We start from the raw sequence: 20,376 nt of genomic DNA, 5'->3' as shown, positions 1-20,376 counted from the left end.
ATCTCACTCGTAGCGCAGGGCTTCGACCGGATCGAGCCGGGCGGCCCGCCAGGACGGATAGAGCGTCGCCAGCACCGACAGCGTCAGCGACATCACCACCACCGCCGTGGTCTCGCGCACGTCGAGCTCGGCCGGCAGCTTGGACAGGAAATAGAGCTCCGGCGCGAACAGCTGGGTGTTGGTGAGCCAGGAGACGAAGCGCCGGATCTCCTCGACATTGAGACTCACCGCCAGCCCCACCAACAGCCCGGTGAGCGTGCCGATGATGCCGATGGTCGAGCCGGTGATGAGGAAGATGCGCATCACCGAGCCCTGCGACGCCCCCATGGTGCGCAGAATGGCGATGTCGTGGCTCTTGTCCTTCACCAGCATGATGAGGCCGGAGATGATGTTGAGCGCCGCCACCAGCACGATGAGGGTGAGGATCAGGAACATCACGTTGCGCTCGACCTGCAGCGCCCCGAAGAAGGTGGCGTTGCGCTGGCGCCAGTCGACCATGAAGATCGGCCGCTCGGCCGCCGCATCCAGCGCCCGGCGGAATTGCGGCATGGCATCGGGGTTGTCGGTGTAGACCTCGATGAAGTTCACATCGCCCTTGCGGTTGAAATAGGCCTGCGCCTCGGGCAGCGGCATGAAGATGAAGATCTGGTCGTACTCCGACATGCCGACTTCGAAGATCGCCGCCACCTTGTAGGATTTCAGCCGGGGCATGGTGCCCATCGGCGTCACCGCGCCGCGCGGCGACACCAGGGTGACGAGATCGCCCGGCCCGACCGCGAGCTGATCGGCCAGCCGCTTGCCGATGGCGATGCCCTCGCCCTTGTCGAAGCCGGCGAGGCTGCCGGCCCTGACGTTGCCGCCGACCGAGGGCAGGCGCACGAGGTCGCTCTCGCGGATGCCGCGCACCAGCGCGCCGGCCGCGGCATAGGGGCTGGAGGCCAACGCCTGCCCCTCGACCAGAGGAACGGCCATCTTGACGCCCGGCACCTTCGACAGCTTCTGGGCCAGCTCGGCAAAGTCGGTCATCGGCTTGTCGACCGCCTGCACCAGCACGTGGCCGTTGATGCCGAGAATCTTGCCGAGCAGCTCCTTGCGGAAGCCGTTCATCACCGCCATCACGATGATCAGCGTGGCGACGCCGAGCATGATGCCGGTGAAGGAGAAGCCGGCGATGACCGAGATGAAGCCTTCCTTGCGGCGCGCCCGCAGATAGCGGCCCGCCATCATCCATTCGAACGCTGCGAACGGCCGGGTTCCGTTCGAAACCTTGCCGGACGACGCCTTCTTCTTCGCGGCCACGGCCTGTTCCATTCCCCTCTTGCCTGCTTCCTCTAGAGCACCTGATCTGACCGCTTCAGATCGGGTGCTCCAGGTTATCGAGATCTCGCATTTTCTGACGCAAAACCGGTTCCCACTTTTGCGGAAAATGCTCCAGCCCGCGTTCAGCCGGCGAAGCGCGCCAGCGCATCGGACGGGCTCACCAGCTCGCGCGCGCCATCGGCGCGGCGCTTCAGCTCCACCTTGCCCTCGGCCAGTCCCTTCGGCCCCACCAGGATCTGGTGGGGGATGCCGATGAGGTCGGCCTTGGCGAACTTGGCGCCCGGCCGCTCGTCGGTGTCGTCATAGAGCACGTCCACCCCCTTGGCCTTCAGCGCCGCATAGAGCTGGCCGCAGGCGGCGTCGGTGGCGGCATCGCCGGCCTTGAGGTTGAGCACCGCCACCGTGAACGGCGCCACCGCCTCCGGCCAGATGATGCCGGCCTCGTCATGACCGGCCTCGATCAGCGCGGCGACGAGGCGCGACGGGCCGATGCCGTAGGAGCCCATGTGCACAGGGCGCTCGACGCCGTCCGGTCCCGCCACGGTCGCGTTCATCGGCGTCGAATATTTGGTTCCGAAGTAGAAAATATGGCCGACCTCGATGCCGCGCGCCGAAACCCGCCGATCCTCCGGCACGGCGGCGAACGCCGCCTCGTCGTGCTTCTCGCTGGTTGCGGCATAGAGCGAGGTCCAACGGTCGAACACCCCCTGCAGCGCCGCGACGTCCTCGAAATCGGTGTCGGCGCCCGGCACCTCGAAGTCGAGGAAGTCCTTATGGCAATAGACCTCGCTCTCGCCGGTCGAGGCGAGGATGATGAATTCGTGGGAGAGGTTGCCGCCGATCGGCCCGGTGTCGGCGACCATCGGGATCGCCTTCAGCCCCATCCGCGCAAAGGTGCGCAGGTAGGCCGCGAACATCCGGTTGTAGGAATGGCGGGCGCCGGCCTGATCGAGATCGAAGGAATAGGCGTCCTTCATCAGGAATTCGCGCGAGCGCATTGTGCCGAAGCGCGGCCGGATCTCGTCGCGGAACTTCCACTGGATGTGGTAGAGATTGAGCGGCAGCGACTTGTACGACTTCACATAACTGCGGAAGATCGCAGTGATCATCTCCTCATTGGTCGGCCCGAACAGCATATCGCGCTCGTGCCGGTCCTTGATGCGGAGCATCTCCTTGCCGTAGTCGTCGTAGCGGCCGCTCTCGCGCCACAGATCCGCCGACTGGATGGTGGGCATCTTGAGCTCGATGGCGCCGGCGCGGTCCTGCTCCTCGCGCACGATGCGGCAGACCTTCTCCAGCACCCGGTGGCCGAGCGGCAGCCAGGCATAGATGCCGGCCGACTGCTGCTGCACCAGGCCGGCGCGCAGCATCAGCCGGTGCGAAACGATCTCCGCTTCCTTCGGGGTTTCGCGAAGAATCGGCAGGAAATAGCGGGATAGACGCATGGGAGGAACTCGCGAGTCGGTCGGCGGCGCGGTCGGAAGGCGCGACAGAACCCGGAACACCGGGAAAAGACAAGCCCCTGCCCGCCATTCCCTGCCGCCATTCCATGCCGGCGGCGCGCCGCGTCGCATCCGCCCAGGGCAGGCGGCCGCCTTCCGCTGGAGGACCTGATCCGCGCAATTCGCAGGTGACACCCAATTTCGCGGTCTGTACGGTAGCCTTGCGAGAGGGACCGCACTCCGGTTGAAACCGGAGTGGTGTTCGGGTCCAGGTCTCGGGGGGAAATTCGAGGGCACGGCGGTGCCGGCGGACGTGCACGGGCTTTCGAAAGGAAGCCTGAACGCCATCAAGAGGTTCCGTCGTCACGGCGCAAAGCCGTCAGGATAGGCGGCCACCTCAGGACGGTGTCGCGGGCGGGACCAGATCCCGCCCGTTGTCTTTTCCACGACAGTTCCTTCCCGCCGCCGGCGCCCGCTCCCGCGCGGCCTGGATCGACACGGTCCGCAGATCAGGTCAGCTCCCGCCTTCCCTCTCCGTCCGCGTGCATCCTGAAGGTCACGCCTGCTCCAGCTCGACCAGCGTGCCGAGGAAATCCTTGGGGTGCAGGAACAGCACCGGCTTGCCGTGGGCGCCGATCTTGGGATCGCCATTGCCCAGCACGCGGGCGCCTTGCGCCTTCAGCTGGTCGCGGGCGGCGAGGATGTCGTCGACCTCGTAGCAGATGTGGTGGATGCCGCCGTCCGGGCTCTTCTCCAGGAACTTGGCGATCGGCGAGTTCTCGCCCAGCGGCTCCAGCAGCTCCACCTTGGTGTTGGGCAGCGTGATGAACACCACGTTCACCCCGTGCTCGGGCTGCGGCAGCACGTCGGAGACTTCGGCGCCCAGCGTATTGCGATAGACGGCGGACGCGGTCTTGATGTCCTTGACCGCGATGGCGACGTGATTCAACCGGCCGATCATGCATTCCTCCCGCGATGGTCAAGGACCGTCATACGAAGAATAGTCTGCGAAAATGCGTCAACGAAGACCTTCGACCGAAGATTTTCACATCAACGCCTTCATACCTGGACGACCATCACCCGGACAATCGGCTTCTTGCCCCAGGCCTCTGCGACCGTACCGCGCACGCCGCGGGTGATCGATTCCTCGACGGCGCGCGGGTCGCGCCGGCGCGGGCGCGGCAAGGTTTCGAGGGTTTCGAGCACAGCGTCGTCGACGATCGAATCGAAGGTGCGGCCATCGGCGGCACGCTCGGGCAGGCCGAGCGACTCGATGCGCACGTCGCCGGCGAGTTCGCCCTTGTCGGTCAGCGCCAGCGCCACCGCGACGATGCCGACGAAGGACAGCTTGCGGCGGTCGGCGACGGTGCGCGAGGCATCCTCGATCAGCACCTTGCCGTCCTTGTAGAGGCGCGCTGCCGGCACCTCGTCGACCACCTCGGCCGGCCCCGGCGCCAGCCGCACCACGTCGCCATTGCCGCACCGCACCACCTCGGGCACGCCGACCTCCTCGGCCAGCAGCGCATGCTCGTGCATGTGCAGCGCCTCGCCATGCACCGGCAGCAGGATTTGCGGGCGCACCCAGCGCAGCAGATCGGCCATCTCGCCGCGGCGCGGATGGCCGGAGACATGGATCATGTGGGTGCGGTCGGTGATGACCTCGACGCCCTGGCGGATCAGCGCATTGATGATGCGGCCGATGCCGATCTCGTTGCCGGGGATGGCCCGGGCCGAGAACACCACCGTGTCACCGGGCGACAGCGCGATGTCCGGATGCTCGTCGAGCGCGATGCGGGCCAGCGCCGCGCGCGGCTCGCCCTGGCTTCCGGTGATCAGCGCCACCACCTTGTCGCGCGGCAGGTAGCCGTAGGTATCGACCGAGCGGAACGGGCGCACCCCGTCGAGATAGCCCAGTTCGCGCGCCACCATGGAGACGCGCTCCATGGCGCGGCCGACCAGCACCACCTCGCGTCCCGCCGCCTCGGCGGCCTTCGCCACCGACACCATGCGCGCCACGTTGGAGGCGAAGGTGGTGACCGCCACCCGCCCCCGCGCCGCGGCGATCACCTTGGCGAGGTTGGCGCCGGCATCGGCCTCGGAGGCCGAGCGCCCTTCCCGCACCGAATTGGTCGAATCGGCCACCATCGCCAGCACGCCGGCATCGCCCAGCGCCCGGAAACGCGCCTCGTCGGTGATGGAGCCGACCACCGGCGTGGGATCGATCTTCCAGTCGCCGGTGTGCAGCACAGTGCCGAGCGGCGTCTTGATCGCCAGCGCGTGACTTTCGGGGATCGAGTGCGCCACGGGCACGAAATCCACCTCGAACGGCCCGAGCGAGACGCGGCCGCCGACCGGCACGACCTCGATCGGAATGTCCGGCGCCCCCGCCTCCTGCAGGCGGCGCACGGTGATGAGCTGCGCCGTGAACGGCGTGGTGTAGACTGGCGCCCTGAGGCGCGGCCACAGATCGGCCAGCGCGCCGATATGGTCCTCGTGGCCGTGGCTGATGACGATGCCGAGGAGGTTCTTGCGCTCTTCCTCGATGAAGCGGATGTCGGGCAGCATGAGATCGATGCCGGGCAACTGCTCGTTGGCGAAGCCGACGCCGCAGTCCACCGCCAGCCACTGGCGCTTGCGCCCCTGGCCGACGCCATAGAGCCCGAAATTCATGCCGATCTCGCCGACGCCGCCGAGCGGCACGAACACCAGTTCGGCTTCGGCCTTGATCATGCCCGGGCCTCCTCAATCCCGGCGATCGGCAGAATCTCGCCGGTGCCGATTCGCGTCCGCGTGCCGTCGCCGCGTAGCAGCACCAGCGCGCCGTCGCCGTCCAGCGTCTCGAAGCGGCCGTCGACCACCTCGGCGCCGGTGCGCACCGTGATCGGCTGGCCGAGCGTGCCGGCCCGCGCCAGCCAGTTGGCGCGGATCGCCGAGAAGCCGTCGCCGCCCCGCCACTCGGCAAGGCGCACCGCCAGCGCCGCATCCAGCGCCGACAGCAGCAGCGCCGGCGTCACCTTGCAGCCGGCCGCCGAAAGGTGGGTCGCCGGATAGGACGTACCCTGCGGATGGTGGGCGCAATTGACGCCGAAGCCGATCACCACCGCCAGCGGATGGCCGGCCGGCGCCACCTCGCCTTCCACCAGGATGCCGGCGCACTTGGCGCCGTCGAGCATCAGGTCGTTGGGCCATTTCAGCGACAGGCGCGGCATGTCGAGCCGGCACACCGCGCCGACCGCATCGAACAGCGCCAGCCCGGCGACGAAGCACAGTTGCGGGCAGGCTTCCGAGGGCGCCGGATCGGTGAGCAGGATGCTGGCGTAGAGATTGCCGGGCTCGGACGCCCAGGCCCGCCCGCGCCGCCCGCGCCCGGCGGTCTGCCGCGCGGCGGTGATCCACACCGGCCCGAACCCGCCCTGCCGGGCCCGCGCCAGCGCCTCGGCATTGGTCGAGCCCACGTCGTCGAGGGCGATGACGGGCGTGCTCCCGCCCGCGAACTCACCAACACCCATCGACGCGACTCATCCCTCGGCGCAGTTCAGAACAGCGATTTCGCCGCCGCCGCTGCGGCGTTGTTCAGCCCCGAGGGATACACGATATAGAACGAGACAAACAGCCCCGCCGCGCCCAGCACCGCCTTGAGCTCACCGCTCATCGGCACGAACGCGCCCTTCGGCTCGTCGAAACACATGATCTTGACGATGCGCAGGTAGTAGTAGGCGCCGACCACGCTGGCCAGCACGCCGATCACCGCCAGCAGGTAGAGCTTGGCCTCGATCGCCGCCAGGAACACGTAGAACTTGGCGAAGAAGCCGGCGAACCACGGCACCCCGGCCAGCGAGAACAGCAGCGTGCCGAACAGCAGCGCCATCAGCGGCTTGGTGCGGGCGAGGCCGGCGAGATCGGAAATCTGCTCCACCGGCCCCTCCGGGCGGCGCATCGCCAGGATGCAGGCGAACGAGCCCAGCGTCATCACCACATAGATCACCATGTAGATCAGCACGCCGCTGACCCCGTCTGCCGTACCGGCGGCGAGCCCGGTGAGGGCAAAGCCCATGTGGCTGATCGACGAATAGGCCATCAGCCGCTTGATGTTGCTCTGGCCGATGGCGGCGAACGCACCCAGCGTCATCGAGGCGATGGCGACGAACACCACGATCTGCTGCCAAGCGGGCGCGATGTCGGGGAAGGCATCGAGCGCCACCCGCACGAAGATCGCCATGCCGGCCGCCTTGGGTGCGGCGGCGAAGAAGGCGGTCACCGGCGTCGGCGCGCCCTCATAGACGTCGGGCGTCCACATGTGGAACGGCACCGCCGACACCTTGAAGCACAGGCCGGCGAACACGAACACGAGGCCGACGATGACGCCGATGTTCGACGCCGACAGCCCGGCGCCCGGCCCGGCTGCGGCCCCTGTCACCTGGGCGATGCCGGCGAAGCTCACCGTGCCGGCGAAGCCATAGACCAGCGAGGCACCGTAGAGCAGCATGCCCGAGGACAGCGCGCCCAGCACGAAATACTTCAGGCCGGCCTCGGTGGAGCGCAGCGAGTCGCGGTCGATCGCCGCCACCACATAGAGCGCGAGGCTCATCAGCTCCATGCCGAGATAGAGCGCGATCAGGTCGTTGGCCGAGATGACCATGCCCATGCCGCAGGCGGCCAACAGCACCAGCACCGGATATTCGAAGCGCGGGTTGGGCCCGGTGTTGAAATATTCGCCGGCCATGGCCAGCGCCACCGCCGAGGCGGCGAACGTCAGCACCTTGAGGAAGCGCGCGTAATCGTCGAGCACGAAGGCGCCGCCGAACGTCTCGATGCGGCCCGGCTCGCCGGTCACCACCAGGATGGCGGCCATCGCCAGCAGCGCCATCGCCGCGCCATTGATGAACGTGGCCTTCCGCGCGCCGCCGAAGGCGCCGACCATCAGCAGGCCGAGCGCGCCGAGCGCCAGCGTGATCTCCGGCACCGCCGGCAGCAGGGAGGGGATCGCGGCAACCATGGACGAAACTCCCTCAGAAGCCGGCGATCAGCGTCGCGGCGGTGCCGAGCGCCTGCAGATAGCCCTCGACGACGCCCTTGACCGCGGCGGCCGAGGTGTCCAGCACCGGCATCGGCCAGAACCCGAACAGGATGGTGAGCACGATCAGCGGAGCGAGGCTTGCCACCTCGCGCCCGTTCAGATCGGAAATCGTTGCCAATGACGGCTTGTCGAGCACCCCGAAGATCACCCGGCGGTAGAGCCACAGCGCGTAGCACGCCGACAGGATGAGGCCGAGGGCGGCGGCAAACGCCACCACCGTATTGGCGCGGAAAGCGCCGACCAGCGTCAGGAACTCGCCGACGAAGCCCGACGTGCCGGGCAGGCCGACATTCGCCAGCGTGAACACCATGAACGCCGCGGCATAGAGCGGCATGCGGTTGACCAGCCCGCCATAGGCGGCGATCTCGCGGGTGTGCATGCGGTCGTAGATGACGCCGACGCACAGGAACAGCGCGCCGGACACCAGCCCGTGCGACACCATCTGGAACACCGCGCCCTGCATCCCCTGCTCGGTCGCCGAGAAGATGCCGAGCGTGACGAAGCCCATGTGCGCCACCGACGAATAGGCGATGAGCTTCTTCATGTCCTCCTGCATCAGCGCGACCAGCGAGGTGTAGACGATGGCGATCACCGACAGGGTGAATACCAGCGGCGTGAAGTATGCGCTGGCATCGGGGAACATCGGGATCGAGAAGCGGATGAAGCCGTAGCCGCCCATCTTCAGGAGAATCGCCGCCAGCACCACCGAGCCGGCGGTCGGCGCCTCTACATGGGCGTCCGGCAGCCAAGTGTGCACCGGCCACATCGGCAGCTTGACCGCGAACGAGGCGAAGAAGGCGAGCCACAGCCACGTCTGCATCCCCGGCGGGAAGCCGTAGGCCTGCAGCGCACGGATGTCGGTGGTGCCTGCCTGCCAGTACATCGCCATGATGGCGAGCAGCATCAGCACCGCGCCGAGGAACGTGTAGAGGAAGAACTTGAAGGTGGCGTAGATGCGCCGCTTGCCGCCCCACACGCCGATGATCAGGAACATCGGGATCAGGCCACCCTCGAAGAAGACGTAGAACAGCACGAGGTCGAGCGCGCAGAAGGTGCCGATCATCAGCGTTTCGAGCACCAGGAAGGCGGCCATGTACTCCTTCACCCGCTGGCTGATCGAGGTCCAGCTGGCGAGGATGCAGATCGGCATCAGGAAGGTGGTGAGGATCACGAACGGCAGCGCGATGCCGTCAATGCCCATCTGGTACTGGATGTTGGGGCCGAGCCACGCCCGCGTCTCGACGAACTGGAATTCGGGCGAGCTCGGATCGAACTGGACGAGCAGCACCAGCGAGACCGCGAAGGTGACGACGGTCGTCCACAGCGCCACCCAGCGGACGTTGTTGAAGGTCCGCTCGTCGTCGCCCTGCAGCAGCAGGATGAACAGCGCACCGACCAGCGGCAGGAACGTGATGACGGAAAGAATCGGCCAGCCCGACATCAGCGCACCCCCGCGGCGAACATGAACCACGTCACCAGCGCCGCGACGCCGATCAGCATGGCGAAGGCATAGTGGTAGAGATAGCCGGTCTGCAGCCGCACCACCCGGTCGCTGGTGTCCAGCACCCGCGCGGCCACGCCGTCCGGCCCCAGCCCGTCGATCACCGCGCCGTCGCCCTGCTTCCACAGGAAGCGGCCGAGCCGCTTGGCCGGATTGACGAACACCGCGTCATAGAGCTCGTCGAAGTACCACTTGTTGAGCAGGAACAGGTAGAGCGGCCGCAGGCGCTGGGCGAACAGCACCGGAAGCTGCGGCGACACCACATAGAACAGCACTGCCACCGCGAAGCCGGCGACCATGGCGATGGTCGGCGCGAACACCACCAGCGGCGGCAGATGGTGCATCTCCTCCAGCAGGCCCTCCTTGGCCAGCGAGATCGACTGGCGGAAGAACTCGGCCACCCCGTGCGCATCGACGAACGCCGCCTTGAAGGCGAAGCCGGCGCCGAGCGCGCCCACCGCCAGCACCAGCAGCGGCAGCAGCATGGTCTTGGGCGCCTCGTGCACGTCCTCGAGGCGGGTGATGGCGTGGTGGCCGTGGTCGCCGTGCGCGTGACCAGCGTGGCCATGGGTCTCGTGGCCGTGCCCGTGGCCCTCGGCGACGAAGCGCGGCGTGCCGTGGAAGGTGAGCAGGATCAGCCGCCAGGAATAGAACGACGTCAGTGCCGCCGCGATCACCAAGAGCCAGAAGCCGTAGCCCGACATCGCCGCGTGCGAGGCGAAGGCGGATTCGACGATCGCGTCTTTGGAATAGAAGCCGGCGGTGAAGGGGAAGCCGGTGAGCGCCAGCGTGCCGATCACCATCATGGCGTAGGTGAAGGGCAGCGCCTTCCTCAGGCCACCCATCTTCCGGATGTCCTGCTCGTGGTGCATGGCGATGATCACCGCGCCCGAGCCGAGGAACAGCAGCGCCTTGAAGAAGGCGTGGGTGAACAGGTGGAACATGCCCACCGAATAGGCCCCGACCCCCATGGCCACGAACATGTAGCCGAGCTGCGAGCAGGTCGAATAGGCGATGACCCGCTTGATGTCGTTCTGGACGAGGCCCACCGTCGCCGCGAACAAGGCGGTGGTGGCGCCGACCAGGATCACCACCTCCTGGGCGGTGGGCGACAGTTCGAACAGCGGCGACAGCCGCGCCACCATGAACACGCCGGCGGTGACCATGGTGGCGGCGTGGATGAGGGCGGAGACCGGGGTCGGGCCTTCCATCGCATCCGGCAGCCAGGTGTGGAGCAGGAACTGCGCCGACTTGCCCATCGCCCCCATGAACAGGAGCAGGCAGATCAGGGTCAGCGCGTCGGGCCACATGCTGCCCAGCGGGATGACCTTGCCCTGCAGCGACGGCGCCTGGGCGAAGATGGTGTCGAAATCGATCGACCCGACCATCCAGTAGGTCGCGCAGATGCCGAGCGCGAAGCCGAAATCGCCGATGCGGTTGACCACGAAGGCCTTGATGGCGGCGGCGTTGGCCGAGGGCTTGAGATACCAGAAGCCGATGAGCAGGTAGCTGGCGAGGCCCACGCCCTCCCAGCCGAAGAACATCTGCACCAGATTGTCGGCGGTCACCAGCGACAGCATGGCGAAGGTGAACAGCGACAGATACGAGAAGAAGCGCTGGCGGTGCGGATCGTCGGCCATGTAGCCGATCGAATAGAGGTGCACCAGCGCCGAGACTGTGTTGACCACCACCAGCATGACGGCGGTCAGCGTGTCGATGCGCAGCGCCCAGTCGACCTTGAAGGAACCGACCTCGACCCAGGTGAACAGCATCACCCGCGTGGTCTCGCCGCCATAGCCGACATTGAAGAAGGCAACCCACGACAGCGCCGCCGATACGAAGACCAGGGCGGTGGTGATCACCTCCGAATTGCGCGCGCCGATGAAGCGGCCGAACAGGCCGGCGATCAGGCAGCCGAGGAGCGGGAGGAAGACGATTGCGTGATACATCCCCTCAGCCCTTCATCATGTTGACGTCTTCGACCGCGATCGAGCCGCGGTTGCGGAAGAACACCACGAGAATCGCCAGACCGATGGCCGCCTCGGCGGCCGCCACCGTCAGCACGAACAGCGCGAACACCTGGCCGACGAGGTCGCCGAGAAAGGCCGAGAACGCCACGAAATTGATGTTCACCGACAAGAGGATCAGCTCGATCGACATCAGGATGACGATGACGTTCTTGCGGTTGAGGAAGATCCCCACCGTGCCGATGGTGAACAGGATGGCGGCCAGGATGAGGAAGTGCGACAGACCGACGGTCATGGCTCAGATCCCCCGCCGCGACTTGACTTTGCGAAGCTCGACCGACGTTGCCGGCCCGCGCGCCACCTGCTCGGCGATGTTCTGGCGCTTGACGCCTTCCTTGTGGCGCAGCGTCAGCACGATGGCGCCGATCATCGCCACCAGCAGCACGAGGCCGGCCGCCTGGAAGAAATAGACATACTGGGTGTAGAGCACCTGTCCCAGCGCCACGGTGTTGGACACCTCGGCCGACTGCAGCGGCATCTTCACGGCGCCGGACACCCCCGGCCCCACCGCCCAGGTGCCGAGCACCAGCACCAGCTCGACCAGGAACACCAGCCCGACGATGCCACCGATCGGCAGGTATTGCAGCGCCCCCTGTTTCAGCTCGGCGAAATCGACGTCGAGCATCATCACCACGAACAGGAACAGCACGGCGACGGCGCCGACATAGACCACCACCAGGATCATCGCCAGGAACTCGGCGCCGAGCAGCAGGAACAGCCCGGCCCCGTTGACGAAGGTCAGGATCAGCCACAGCACCGAGTGCACGGGGTTGCGCGCCGCCACCACCATGAAGGCGGAAGCGACGGCAACGCCCGCAAATAGATAGAAGAACGCTGCGGCAACCCCCATCCCAGTCCCCCGTGTCCGGCGCCCGGCGCCGGGCCCACTCTTCCCGTGTGACCTGCGACCTTACCGGTAAGGCGCGTCGAGGCCGATATTGCGGGCGATTTCCCGCTCCCAGCGCTCGCCATTGGCGAGCAGCCGTTCCTTGTCGAAATAAAGCTCTTCGCGCGTCTCGGTGGCGTACTCGAAGTTCGGCCCCTCGACGATGGCATCCACCGGGCACGCCTCCTGGCAGAAGCCGCAATAGATGCATTTCACCATGTCGATGTCGTAACGCGTGGTGCGGCGCGTACCGTCGTTGCGGCGCGGCCCGGCCTCGATGGTGATGGCCTGGGCCGGGCAAATTGCCTCGCACAGCTTGCAGGCGATGCAGCGTTCCTCGCCGTTCGGGTAGCGGCGCAGCGCGTGCTCGCCGCGGAAGCGCGGGCTCAGCGCGCCCTTCTCGAACGGGTAGTTGATGGTCGCCTTCGGCCGGAACAGATAGCGCATCGACAGGAAGAACGCCGAGACGAACTCGCTGAGGAACAGCGCACGGGCCGTCTGGTCGAGTCTCATGATCCGCTCCCTCCCCGCCAGCCCGCACGCACCCAGTCCGCGCTCACATCAGGCCACCGGCAATGGTGTGCCCGAACAGATAGCCGACCCCCGAGAACGCCACGACGTCCAGAACGAGCATGGTGCGGCGCATCAGGGTGATGCGCTGCTCGAACGCGGCCCGTTCCGCAGCGTTTGCCGAGCGGTCGAGCGCCCGCAGCCGCTTCTCCACGAAGGTGACCACGACGCCGAAGTTCAGGAGCCCCAGCCCGAGGCCCACCGCGGCGCCGATCAGTCCCGGCAGGGAGAGTGAGAACATGGTCCGACTCCGCCGTCATTGCAGCAGTCCCCAGAGGCGGGTGCCGAGGTCGTACCCCACCACGCCGGTGACCACCGGGAACGCCAGCCGGTAGGCCAGGGTCGTGATCCTTGTCAGACGGTCGATGTCGCCGACGGCGCCGCCCGCGCTCGCGCGGCGCGCATGCGTCTGGCGCTGCGCCTCGATCACCCGAGGCAGCACCTTCAGATTGGCGAACAGCGCGAACGCGAGCCCCACCCCAATGCCGATCAGCCCGGCAACAAGCTCCGTCATGGTGCCCACCCCATTATCTGCAACACGCCGGCCACCGCCACCACCATGACCAGCGACAGCGGCAGGAACACCTTCCAGCCCAGCCGCATCAACTGGTCGTAGCGGTAGCGCGGCACGAACGCCTTGACCATCGCGAACATGAAGAACACCAGCGACAGCTTGAGGATGAACCACACCACCCCCGGCACCCAGGTGAAGGGCGCCACGTCGAACGGCGGCAGCCACCCACCCAGGAACAGGATGGTGGTCAGCGCGCACATGGTCATGATCGCCACATACTCGGCCAGCATGAACAGCAGATAGGGCGTGGACGAGTATTCGACCATGAAGCCGGCGACGAGCTCGGATTCCGCCTCCGGCAGGTCGAAAGGCGGCCGGTTGGTCTCCGCCAGCGCCGAGATGAAGAACACCACGAACATCGGAAACAGCGGCAGCCAGAACCAGTTCAGCATCGTCGCCCAGGGGATGCCGAGCATCGTGGCAAGGCCGCGCTCGCGCTGGGCGAACACGATGTCCTGCAGGTTCAGCGACCCCACGCACAAGAGCACGGTGATGATGACGAAGCCGATCGAAACTTCGTAGCTCACCATCTGCGCCGCCGAACGCAGGCTGCCCAGGAACGGATACTTCGAGTTCGACGCCCAGCCGCCCATGATGATGCCGTAGACGCCGAGCGACGAGATTGCGAAGATGTAAAGAATGCCGACATTGATGTCGGCCACCGCCCAGCCAGCATCGGCCGGGATCACCGCCCAGGCGGCCAGCGCCAGCACGCACGAGATCAGCGGCGCGATCAGGAACACGCCCTTGTTGGCGCCGGAGGGGATCACCGGCTCCTTGGTCATGAACTTGATGAAGTCGGCGAACGACTGCCACAGCCCGACCGGGCCGACCACGTTCGGCCCCTTGCGCAGCTGCACCGCCGCCCAGATCTTGCGGTCGGCGAGCAGGATGAAGGCGATGAAGACCAGCAGCGCCACCAGCACCGCCAGACTGTGCAGGGCGATGATGAGGAGATGGAGGGCGGTGTCCAGCCACGCACTATCAAGCCAGCTCATGTCGCCCTCACTCCGCCGCCGCCCGGACGCGCCCGGCCGCCAGGCTTGAGCACTCTGCCATGACGGCGGAGGCCCGGGCGATCGGGTTGGTCAGATAGAAATCGCCGACCGCGCCAACGAACGGCGCCTTGTCCGGCACCCCGCTCTGGGCGGCAAGCGCTGTGATGGCCGCGGCATCGGCCGGCTCGGCGGCGCCGACGCGCGCCATGTGCGGATGGGCCGCCACCAGCGCCGAGCGCAGCGCCGCCAGCGAGTCGTAGGGCAGCGTCTCGCCGAGCCGCTCCGACAGCGCCCGCAGGATCGCCCAGTCCTCGCGCGCCTCGCCGGGCGGAAAGCCGCCGCGCTGGCCGAGCTGCACCCGTCCCTCGGTATTGACCCAGATGCCGGACTTCTCGGTATAGGCGGCGCCCGGCAGGATGACGTCGGCGCGGTGGGCGCCACGGTCGCCATGCGTGCCGATATAGACCACGAAGGCGCCGGCCGGCACCGTCACCTCGTCCGCCCCGAGCAGGAACAGCACGTCGAGCGCGCCGGGCTTGAGCATGTCGCCGGTGGCAAGGCCCCCGCCCCCCGGCACGCAGCCGACATCGAGCGCGCCCACCCGGCCGGCGGCGGTGTGCAGCACCGAAAACCCGTTCCAGCCATCCTTGACCGCGCCGACGGCCAGCGCCGCCTTGGCCGCCGCTGCGGCCACCGCCGCGCCGTCCGGCCGGGCCAGCGCGCCCTGCCCCACCAGCACCATCGGCCGCGCCGCGGCCTTGAGAACGCTGGCGAAGGGATGGCGGCCACCGGCGATCTCCGCCAGCGTGTCCGGCCCGGCGCCGAGATGCTGGGCGTCATAGGTGAGGTCCGCCGCCTCGCCGATCAGGCCGATCGGGAAGCCACCCATGCGCCAGCGCTTGCGGATGCGGGCGTTCAGCACCGCCGCCTCCGCGCGCGGATTGGAGCCGACGATCAACAGCGCGTCGGCCTGCTCGAGTCCGGCGATGCCGGCATTGAACAGATAGGTTGCGCGCCCGAGCGCCGGATCGAGCGCCGCGCTGTCCTGCCGGCAGTCGAGATTGACGACGCCGAGACGGTCCATCAGGCCCTTCAGCGCGAACGCCTCCTCCACCGAGGCGAGGTCGCCGACCAGCGCACCGACGCGCCCGGGCGGGGTCGCGTCCATCTTGGCCTTGATCGCCGCGAACGCCTCGCCCCAGGTCGCAGGCGCCAGCTTGCCGTTGCGGCGCACATAGGGGCGGTCGAGCCGCTGGGTCTTGAGGCCGTCCCAGATGAAGCGGCTCTTGTCGGAGATCCACTCCTCGTTCACCGCCTCATTGACCCGCGGCAGGATGCGCATCACCTCGCGGCCGCGGGTGTCGATGCGGATCGCCGCACCCACCGCGTCCATCACGTCGACCGATTCGGTCTTGGTCAGCTCCCACGGCCGGGCGTGGAAGGCGTAGGGCTTCGAGGTCAGCGCGCCGACCGGGCACAGGTCGATGACGTTGCCCTGCAGCTCCGAGCGCATGGCGCGCTCCAGATAGGTGGTGATCTCCATGTCCTCGCCGCGGCCGATGGCGCCGAGATCGGGCACGCCCGCCACCTCGGTGATGAAGCGGACGCAGCGCGTGCAATGGATGCAGCGGTTCATCGCCGTCTTGACCAGCGGGCCGATGGACTTGTCCTCGACCGCCCGCTTGTTCTCGGCGAAGCGCGAGGTGTCGACCCCATAGGCCATCGCCTGGTCCTGCAGGTCGCACTCCCCGCCCTGGTCGCAGATCGGGCAGTCGAGCGGGTGATTGATGAGCAAAAACTCCATCACCCCTTCGCGCGCCTTCTTCACCATCGGCGACTTGGTGCTGATCACCGGCGGCTCGCCGTTCGGGCCGGGGCGCAGATCCTTCACGTTGACCGAGCACGAGGCCTGCGGCTTCGGCAGGCCCTTCACCTCGACCAGACACATGCGGCAATTGCCGGCCACCGACAGCCGTTCGTGATAGCAGAAACGCGGGATCTCGGCCCCGGCCTCCTCGCACGCCTGCAGCAGCGTGTCGTCGGGCGACACGTCGACCTCGATGCCATCAATGATCAGTTTGGACATTCGATTGTCTTTCAGCCAGATAATCTTCCAGCTCGGAACTCTTGCAGCCTGTCCGTCCGCGCGTTCGAGGCGGCGCCCGAGGCGCCCGACCCGGTTCTCCAACCGGCCTTCCGGCGGCTCACCCCTGCCAACCTCGCCTCGACCGCCATCGCGCTCACTCCGCCGCCACCGCGATGCCGGACGGCTCGCGCACCGCCGCCGCCACGTCCGGCCGCGCGGCATAGGCATCGATGCGCGCCTCGATCTCGTGGCGGAAATGGCGGATCAGGCCCTGGATCGGCCACGCCGCGGCATCGCCCAGCGCGCAGATGGTGTGGCCTTCGACTTGGTTCGACACGTCGAGCAAGAGGTCGATCTCGCGCTTGGTGGCGCGGCCCTCGGCCATGCGACTCACCACCCGCCACATCCAGCCGGTGCCCTCGCGGCACGGCGTGCACTGGCCGCAGCTCTCGTGCTTGTAGAAATAGCTGAGGCGGGCAATGGCGCGGATGATGTCGGTGGACTTGTCCATCACGATCACCGCCGCGGTGCCGAGGCCCGAGCGCAGCGCCTTCAGCGAATCGAAGTCCATCGGCGCGTCGATGATCTCGTTCGCCGGCACGCACGGCACCGACGAGCCGCCGGGAATGACGGCGAGCAGATTGTCCCAGCCGCCGCGCACGCCGCCGGCGTGCTTCTCGATCAGCTCGCGGAACGGCACGCCCATCGCCTCCTCGACATTGCAGGGCGTATTCACGTGGCCGGAGATGCAGAACAGCTTGGTGCCGGTATTGTTGGGCCGGCCGATACCGGCGAACCACGCGCCGCCGCGGCGCAGGATCTCCGGCACCACCGCGATGGATTCGACATTGTTGACCGTGGTGGGGCAGCCATAGAGCCCGACATTGGCCGGGAACGGCGGCTTCATCCGCGGCATGCCCTTCTTGCCCTCGATGCTTTCCAGCATCGCGGTCTCTTCGCCGCAGATATAGGCGCCGGCGCCGTGGACGACGTAGAGGTCGAAGTCCCAGCCGTGGATGTTGTTCTTGCCGAGCAGCCGCGCTTCATAGGCTTGGTCGACCGCCGCCTGAAGCCGCTCGCGCTCGCGGATGAACTCGCCGCGCACATAGATGTAGCCGGTGTGCGCGCCCATGGCGAAGCCGGCGATCAGCGACCCCTCGACCAGGAGATGCGGGTCGTGGCGCAGGATTTCGCGGTCCTTGCAGGTGCCGGGCTCGGATTCGTCGGCGTTCACCACGAGATAGGACGGACGGCCGTCCGACCCCTTGGGCATGAACGACCATTTGAGCCCGGTCGGGAAGCCGGCGCCGCCGCGCCCGCGCAGGCCCGAGGCCTTGACCTCGTTGATGATCCAGTCGCGGCCCTTCGCCAGCAGCTCGCGCGTGCCGTCCCAGCCGCCGCGCGCGCGGGCGCCCTTCAGCCCCCAGTCGTGGAGGCCGTAGAGATTGGTGAAGATGCGGTCCTTGTCGGCGAGCATGGCTCTGTCACTCCGCCGGGGTCTTGTCGTCGGCACCGGTCGCCGGTTCGCCGGTCAGCGTGGTGAGGCCACCGGCCGGCGCCGAGAACTGGCGCTCGATCTGCGGCCCCGGCTTCACCGGCCGGCCGGCGGCGAGGTTGTCCAAGAGCTTCGCCAGGGTTTCCGGCGTCAGATCCTCGTAATAGTCGGCGCCGATCTGCACCATCGGCGCGTTCACGCAGGCGCCCAGGCACTCGACCTCGGCCCAGGAGAACTTGCCGTCGGCGGTGACGTGGCGCTCATGGCCGATCTTGTCGTGGCAGACCTTCTTCAGCGCCTCGGCGCCGCGCAGCATGCACGGCGTGGTGCCGCACACCTGCACGAAATGCTGGCCGACCGGCTCCAGATTGAACATCGTGTAAAAGGTCGCGACCTCCAGCACCCGGATATTGGGCATGGCGAGCAGCTCGGCGACGTGCTCGATCGCCTTCTGCGGCAGCCAGCCGCCGGCCTGCTCCTGCGCGCGCCACAAGAGCGCGATCACCGCGGACGCTTGCCGCCCTTCCGGATACTTGGCGATCTGGGTCTTGGCCCAGGCCGCATTCTCCGCCGTGAAGGCGAAGGCGTCGGGCTGCTGCTCGGCAGGCGCGAGACGACGGACACTCATGACTCAACTCTCTCCCCGCTCGGCGGACGGACCCAGCAGCGCCTCGCAGGCAACCTTCATGCCGGGCGGATCGAGCACGATCTCCCCCTCATGCACAATGCGGGTCGCGATCGCCTCGCCGGTCTTGTGGTGATGCACCACCGCGCGCTTCTCCGGCAGCACGATGAGATAGTGGCGGATGCTGGGAACCGAGAAATACTCGACCAGCAGCACCTGCTGATCGTCGCGCTCGCTCGACGGCGAGGTGACCTCGACCACGATCACCGGCGCATCGATCAGCTTGGCGTCGAGGTCGGCCGGCACCCCGCACTGCACCGAGGCATCCGGCTCGCGCACCGTATCCCCATTGACGGCGATCCCCACCCCATCGGTGAACACCGTGCAGGGCAGCCCCGCCGCGCGGACCGCATTCTGCAGAGCAACCGCGACAGCGAGCTTCACCAGATTGTGCCGCACCCGCTCCGGCGACATCGCCACCACCCGGCCCTCGACCAACTCGAAGCGGCCCGGCGGCCGGGCTTCGCTCCAGGCGAGGTAGTCGGTGACGGTCATCCGCCGGTCCGGACAGGGCGCCGCGGTCATCGGTCGACCTCGCCGAACACCACGTCGATGGTGGCGATGATGGCGGTGATGTCCGCCAGCATGTGGCCCTTGGACAGGAACTCGGTGGCCTGCAGGTGGACGAAGCCGGGCGAGCGAATCTTGCAGCGATAGGGTTTGTTGGTGCCGTCAGCCACCAGATAGACGCCGAACTCGCCCTTGGGCGCCTCGATCGCCGCATAGACCTCGCCGGCCGGCACGTGGAAGCCCTCGGTGTAGAGCTTGAAATGGTGGATCAGCGCCTCCATCGAACGCTTCATCTCGCTGCGGCGCGGCGGCACCACCTTGTGGTCGGGCGCCAGCACTGGCCCTGCGCCGGCAACGCTGCTGAGCTTGTCGCAGCACTGCCGGATGATGCGCACCGATTCCCGCATCTCCAGCATGCGGCAGAGATAGCGGTCGTAGCAGTCGCCGTTCTTGCCGACCGGGATGTCGAACTCGAGATCCTCGTAGCACTCGTAGGGTTGCGCCTTGCGCAGATCCCAGGCGATGCCCGAGCCGCGCACCATGATGCCCGAGAAGCCGCGCGCCCAGACGTCCTCCGGCCGGACCACGCAGATGTCGACGTTGCGCTGCTTGAAGATGCGGTTGCCGGTGAGCAGCCGGTCGATGTCGTCGACCACGCCGAGGAACGGATCGCACCACGCCCGGATGTCCTCGATCAGCGCCGGCGGCAGGTCCTGGTGCACGCCGCCGACCCGGAAATAATTGGCGTGCATGCGCGCGCCGCAGGCGCGCTCGTAGAAGCAGAAGATCTTCTCGCGCTCCTCATAGACCCACAGCGGCGGGGTCAGCGCGCCGACGTCGAGCGCGTGCGAGCCGATATTGATCAGGTGGTTGGCGATCCGCGTCAGCTCCGAATAGAGCACGCGGATGAGCTGGGCGCGGTAGGGCACGGCAAGGCCGAGCAGGCGCTCCACCGCCAGCACGAAGGCGTGCTCGCAGTTCATCGGCGACACATAGTCGAGCCGGTCGAAATACGGCACCGCCTGGGCGTAGGTCTTGTACTCGATCAGCTTCTCGGTGCCGCGGTGCAGCAGGCCGATATGCGGATCGGCGCGCGTGATCACCTCGCCGTCGAGGTCGAGGATCAGCCGCAGCACGCCGTGCGCGGACGGGTGCTGCGGGCCGAGATTGATGGTGAAGTCGCGAGCCGTGGCGTCGGCGCCCAT

General features: G+C 67.5%; 18 protein-coding genes and 1 pseudogene. All 19 read right to left on the bottom strand.

What is annotated here, in order from left to right; translation table 11 throughout:
- Window positions 1-3 precede the first annotated feature (3 nt).
- Entirely contained in the window at window positions 4-1,311 is a 1,308-nt protein-coding gene (locus BLTE_RS04640) for a lipoprotein-releasing ABC transporter permease subunit (protein ID WP_126398054.1), read from the bottom strand.
- A gap of 131 nt (window positions 1,312-1,442) precedes the next feature.
- Window positions 1,443-2,765, bottom strand: coding sequence for a proline--tRNA ligase (proS, locus tag BLTE_RS04635; RefSeq protein ID WP_126398052.1), 1,323 nt, complete (start codon window positions 2,763-2,765; stop codon window positions 1,443-1,445).
- 553 nt (window positions 2,766-3,318) lie between these two features.
- On the bottom strand, window positions 3,319-3,723 hold the full coding sequence (gene mce / locus BLTE_RS04630) for a methylmalonyl-CoA epimerase (RefSeq protein ID WP_126398050.1): 405 nt from the start codon (window positions 3,721-3,723) through the stop codon (window positions 3,319-3,321).
- 98 nt (window positions 3,724-3,821) lie between these two features.
- Complete coding sequence (locus BLTE_RS04625) at window positions 3,822-5,492, bottom strand: ribonuclease J (protein ID WP_126398048.1); 1,671 nt, start codon at window positions 5,490-5,492, stop codon at window positions 3,822-3,824.
- A complete protein-coding gene (locus BLTE_RS04620; protein WP_126398046.1) occupies window positions 5,489-6,271 on the bottom strand; it encodes a biotin--[acetyl-CoA-carboxylase] ligase in 783 nt (260 codons plus the stop codon). Before BLTE_RS04620 ends, BLTE_RS04625 begins: the two co-directional genes overlap by 4 nt.
- A gap of 26 nt (window positions 6,272-6,297) precedes the next feature.
- Window positions 6,298-7,758, bottom strand: coding sequence for an NADH-quinone oxidoreductase subunit NuoN (gene nuoN, locus BLTE_RS04615; protein ID WP_126398044.1), 1,461 nt, complete (start codon window positions 7,756-7,758; stop codon window positions 6,298-6,300).
- Between the two features lie 13 nt (window positions 7,759-7,771).
- Window positions 7,772-9,280 carry an NADH-quinone oxidoreductase subunit M gene (locus BLTE_RS04610; protein WP_126398042.1) on the bottom strand — a complete coding sequence of 503 codons (1,509 nt, stop codon included), beginning with the start codon at window positions 9,278-9,280 and terminating at the stop codon, window positions 7,772-7,774.
- The gene (nuoL, locus tag BLTE_RS04605) at window positions 9,280-11,289 is read right to left on the bottom strand and encodes an NADH-quinone oxidoreductase subunit L (protein ID WP_126398040.1); all 2,010 of its coding nucleotides are present in this window, start codon (window positions 11,287-11,289) and stop codon (window positions 9,280-9,282) included. Before nuoL ends, BLTE_RS04610 begins: the two co-directional genes overlap by 1 nt.
- Before the next feature lie 4 nt (window positions 11,290-11,293).
- Window positions 11,294-11,602, bottom strand: coding sequence for an NADH-quinone oxidoreductase subunit NuoK (gene nuoK / locus BLTE_RS04600; RefSeq protein ID WP_126398038.1), 309 nt, complete (start codon window positions 11,600-11,602; stop codon window positions 11,294-11,296).
- Window positions 11,603-11,605: 3 nt separating this feature from the next.
- A complete protein-coding gene (locus BLTE_RS04595) occupies window positions 11,606-12,217 on the bottom strand; it encodes an NADH-quinone oxidoreductase subunit J (protein WP_126398036.1) in 612 nt (203 codons plus the stop codon).
- 60 nt (window positions 12,218-12,277) lie between these two features.
- Window positions 12,278-12,769, bottom strand: a complete 492-nt coding sequence (gene nuoI / locus BLTE_RS04590; RefSeq protein WP_174769561.1) for an NADH-quinone oxidoreductase subunit NuoI — start codon at window positions 12,767-12,769, stop codon at window positions 12,278-12,280.
- Window positions 12,770-12,809: 40 nt separating this feature from the next.
- Window positions 12,810-13,064, bottom strand: a complete 255-nt coding sequence (locus BLTE_RS04585) for a hypothetical protein (protein WP_126398032.1) — start codon at window positions 13,062-13,064, stop codon at window positions 12,810-12,812.
- A gap of 15 nt (window positions 13,065-13,079) precedes the next feature.
- Window positions 13,080-13,337, bottom strand: coding sequence for a hypothetical protein (locus BLTE_RS04580; RefSeq protein ID WP_126398030.1), 258 nt, complete (start codon window positions 13,335-13,337; stop codon window positions 13,080-13,082).
- Window positions 13,334-14,395 (bottom strand): NADH-quinone oxidoreductase subunit NuoH, encoded by a 1,062-nt coding sequence (nuoH, locus tag BLTE_RS04575; RefSeq protein WP_126398028.1) that lies wholly within the window; start codon window positions 14,393-14,395, stop codon window positions 13,334-13,336. Before nuoH ends, BLTE_RS04580 begins: the two co-directional genes overlap by 4 nt.
- 7 nt (window positions 14,396-14,402) lie before the next feature.
- The gene (gene nuoG / locus BLTE_RS04570) at window positions 14,403-16,481 is read right to left on the bottom strand and encodes an NADH-quinone oxidoreductase subunit NuoG (RefSeq protein WP_126398026.1); all 2,079 of its coding nucleotides are present in this window, start codon (window positions 16,479-16,481) and stop codon (window positions 14,403-14,405) included.
- A 154-nt stretch (window positions 16,482-16,635) separates the two neighbouring features.
- Window positions 16,636-17,958 carry an NADH-quinone oxidoreductase subunit NuoF gene (gene nuoF, locus BLTE_RS04565; RefSeq protein WP_126398024.1) on the bottom strand — a complete coding sequence of 441 codons (1,323 nt, stop codon included), beginning with the start codon at window positions 17,956-17,958 and terminating at the stop codon, window positions 16,636-16,638.
- 46 nt (window positions 17,959-18,004) lie between these two features.
- Window positions 18,005-18,604, bottom strand: a pseudogene (gene nuoE / locus BLTE_RS04560) (NADH-quinone oxidoreductase subunit NuoE); the annotation flags it as partial.
- A gap of 3 nt (window positions 18,605-18,607) precedes the next feature.
- Window positions 18,608-19,186, bottom strand: coding sequence for a Uma2 family endonuclease (locus BLTE_RS04555; protein WP_244600116.1), 579 nt, complete (start codon window positions 19,184-19,186; stop codon window positions 18,608-18,610).
- Window positions 19,183-20,376 carry an NADH-quinone oxidoreductase subunit D gene (locus BLTE_RS04550; RefSeq protein WP_126398020.1) on the bottom strand — a complete coding sequence of 398 codons (1,194 nt, stop codon included), beginning with the start codon at window positions 20,374-20,376 and terminating at the stop codon, window positions 19,183-19,185. The genes BLTE_RS04555 and BLTE_RS04550 overlap by 4 nt, the downstream gene beginning before the upstream one ends.

Origin of the sequence: Blastochloris tepida (assembly GCF_003966715.1) — a bacterium.
GTDB classification, from domain to species: domain Bacteria; phylum Pseudomonadota; class Alphaproteobacteria; order Rhizobiales; family Xanthobacteraceae; genus Blastochloris; species Blastochloris tepida.
This window is presented reverse-complemented; position numbering and strand designations above follow the sequence as displayed.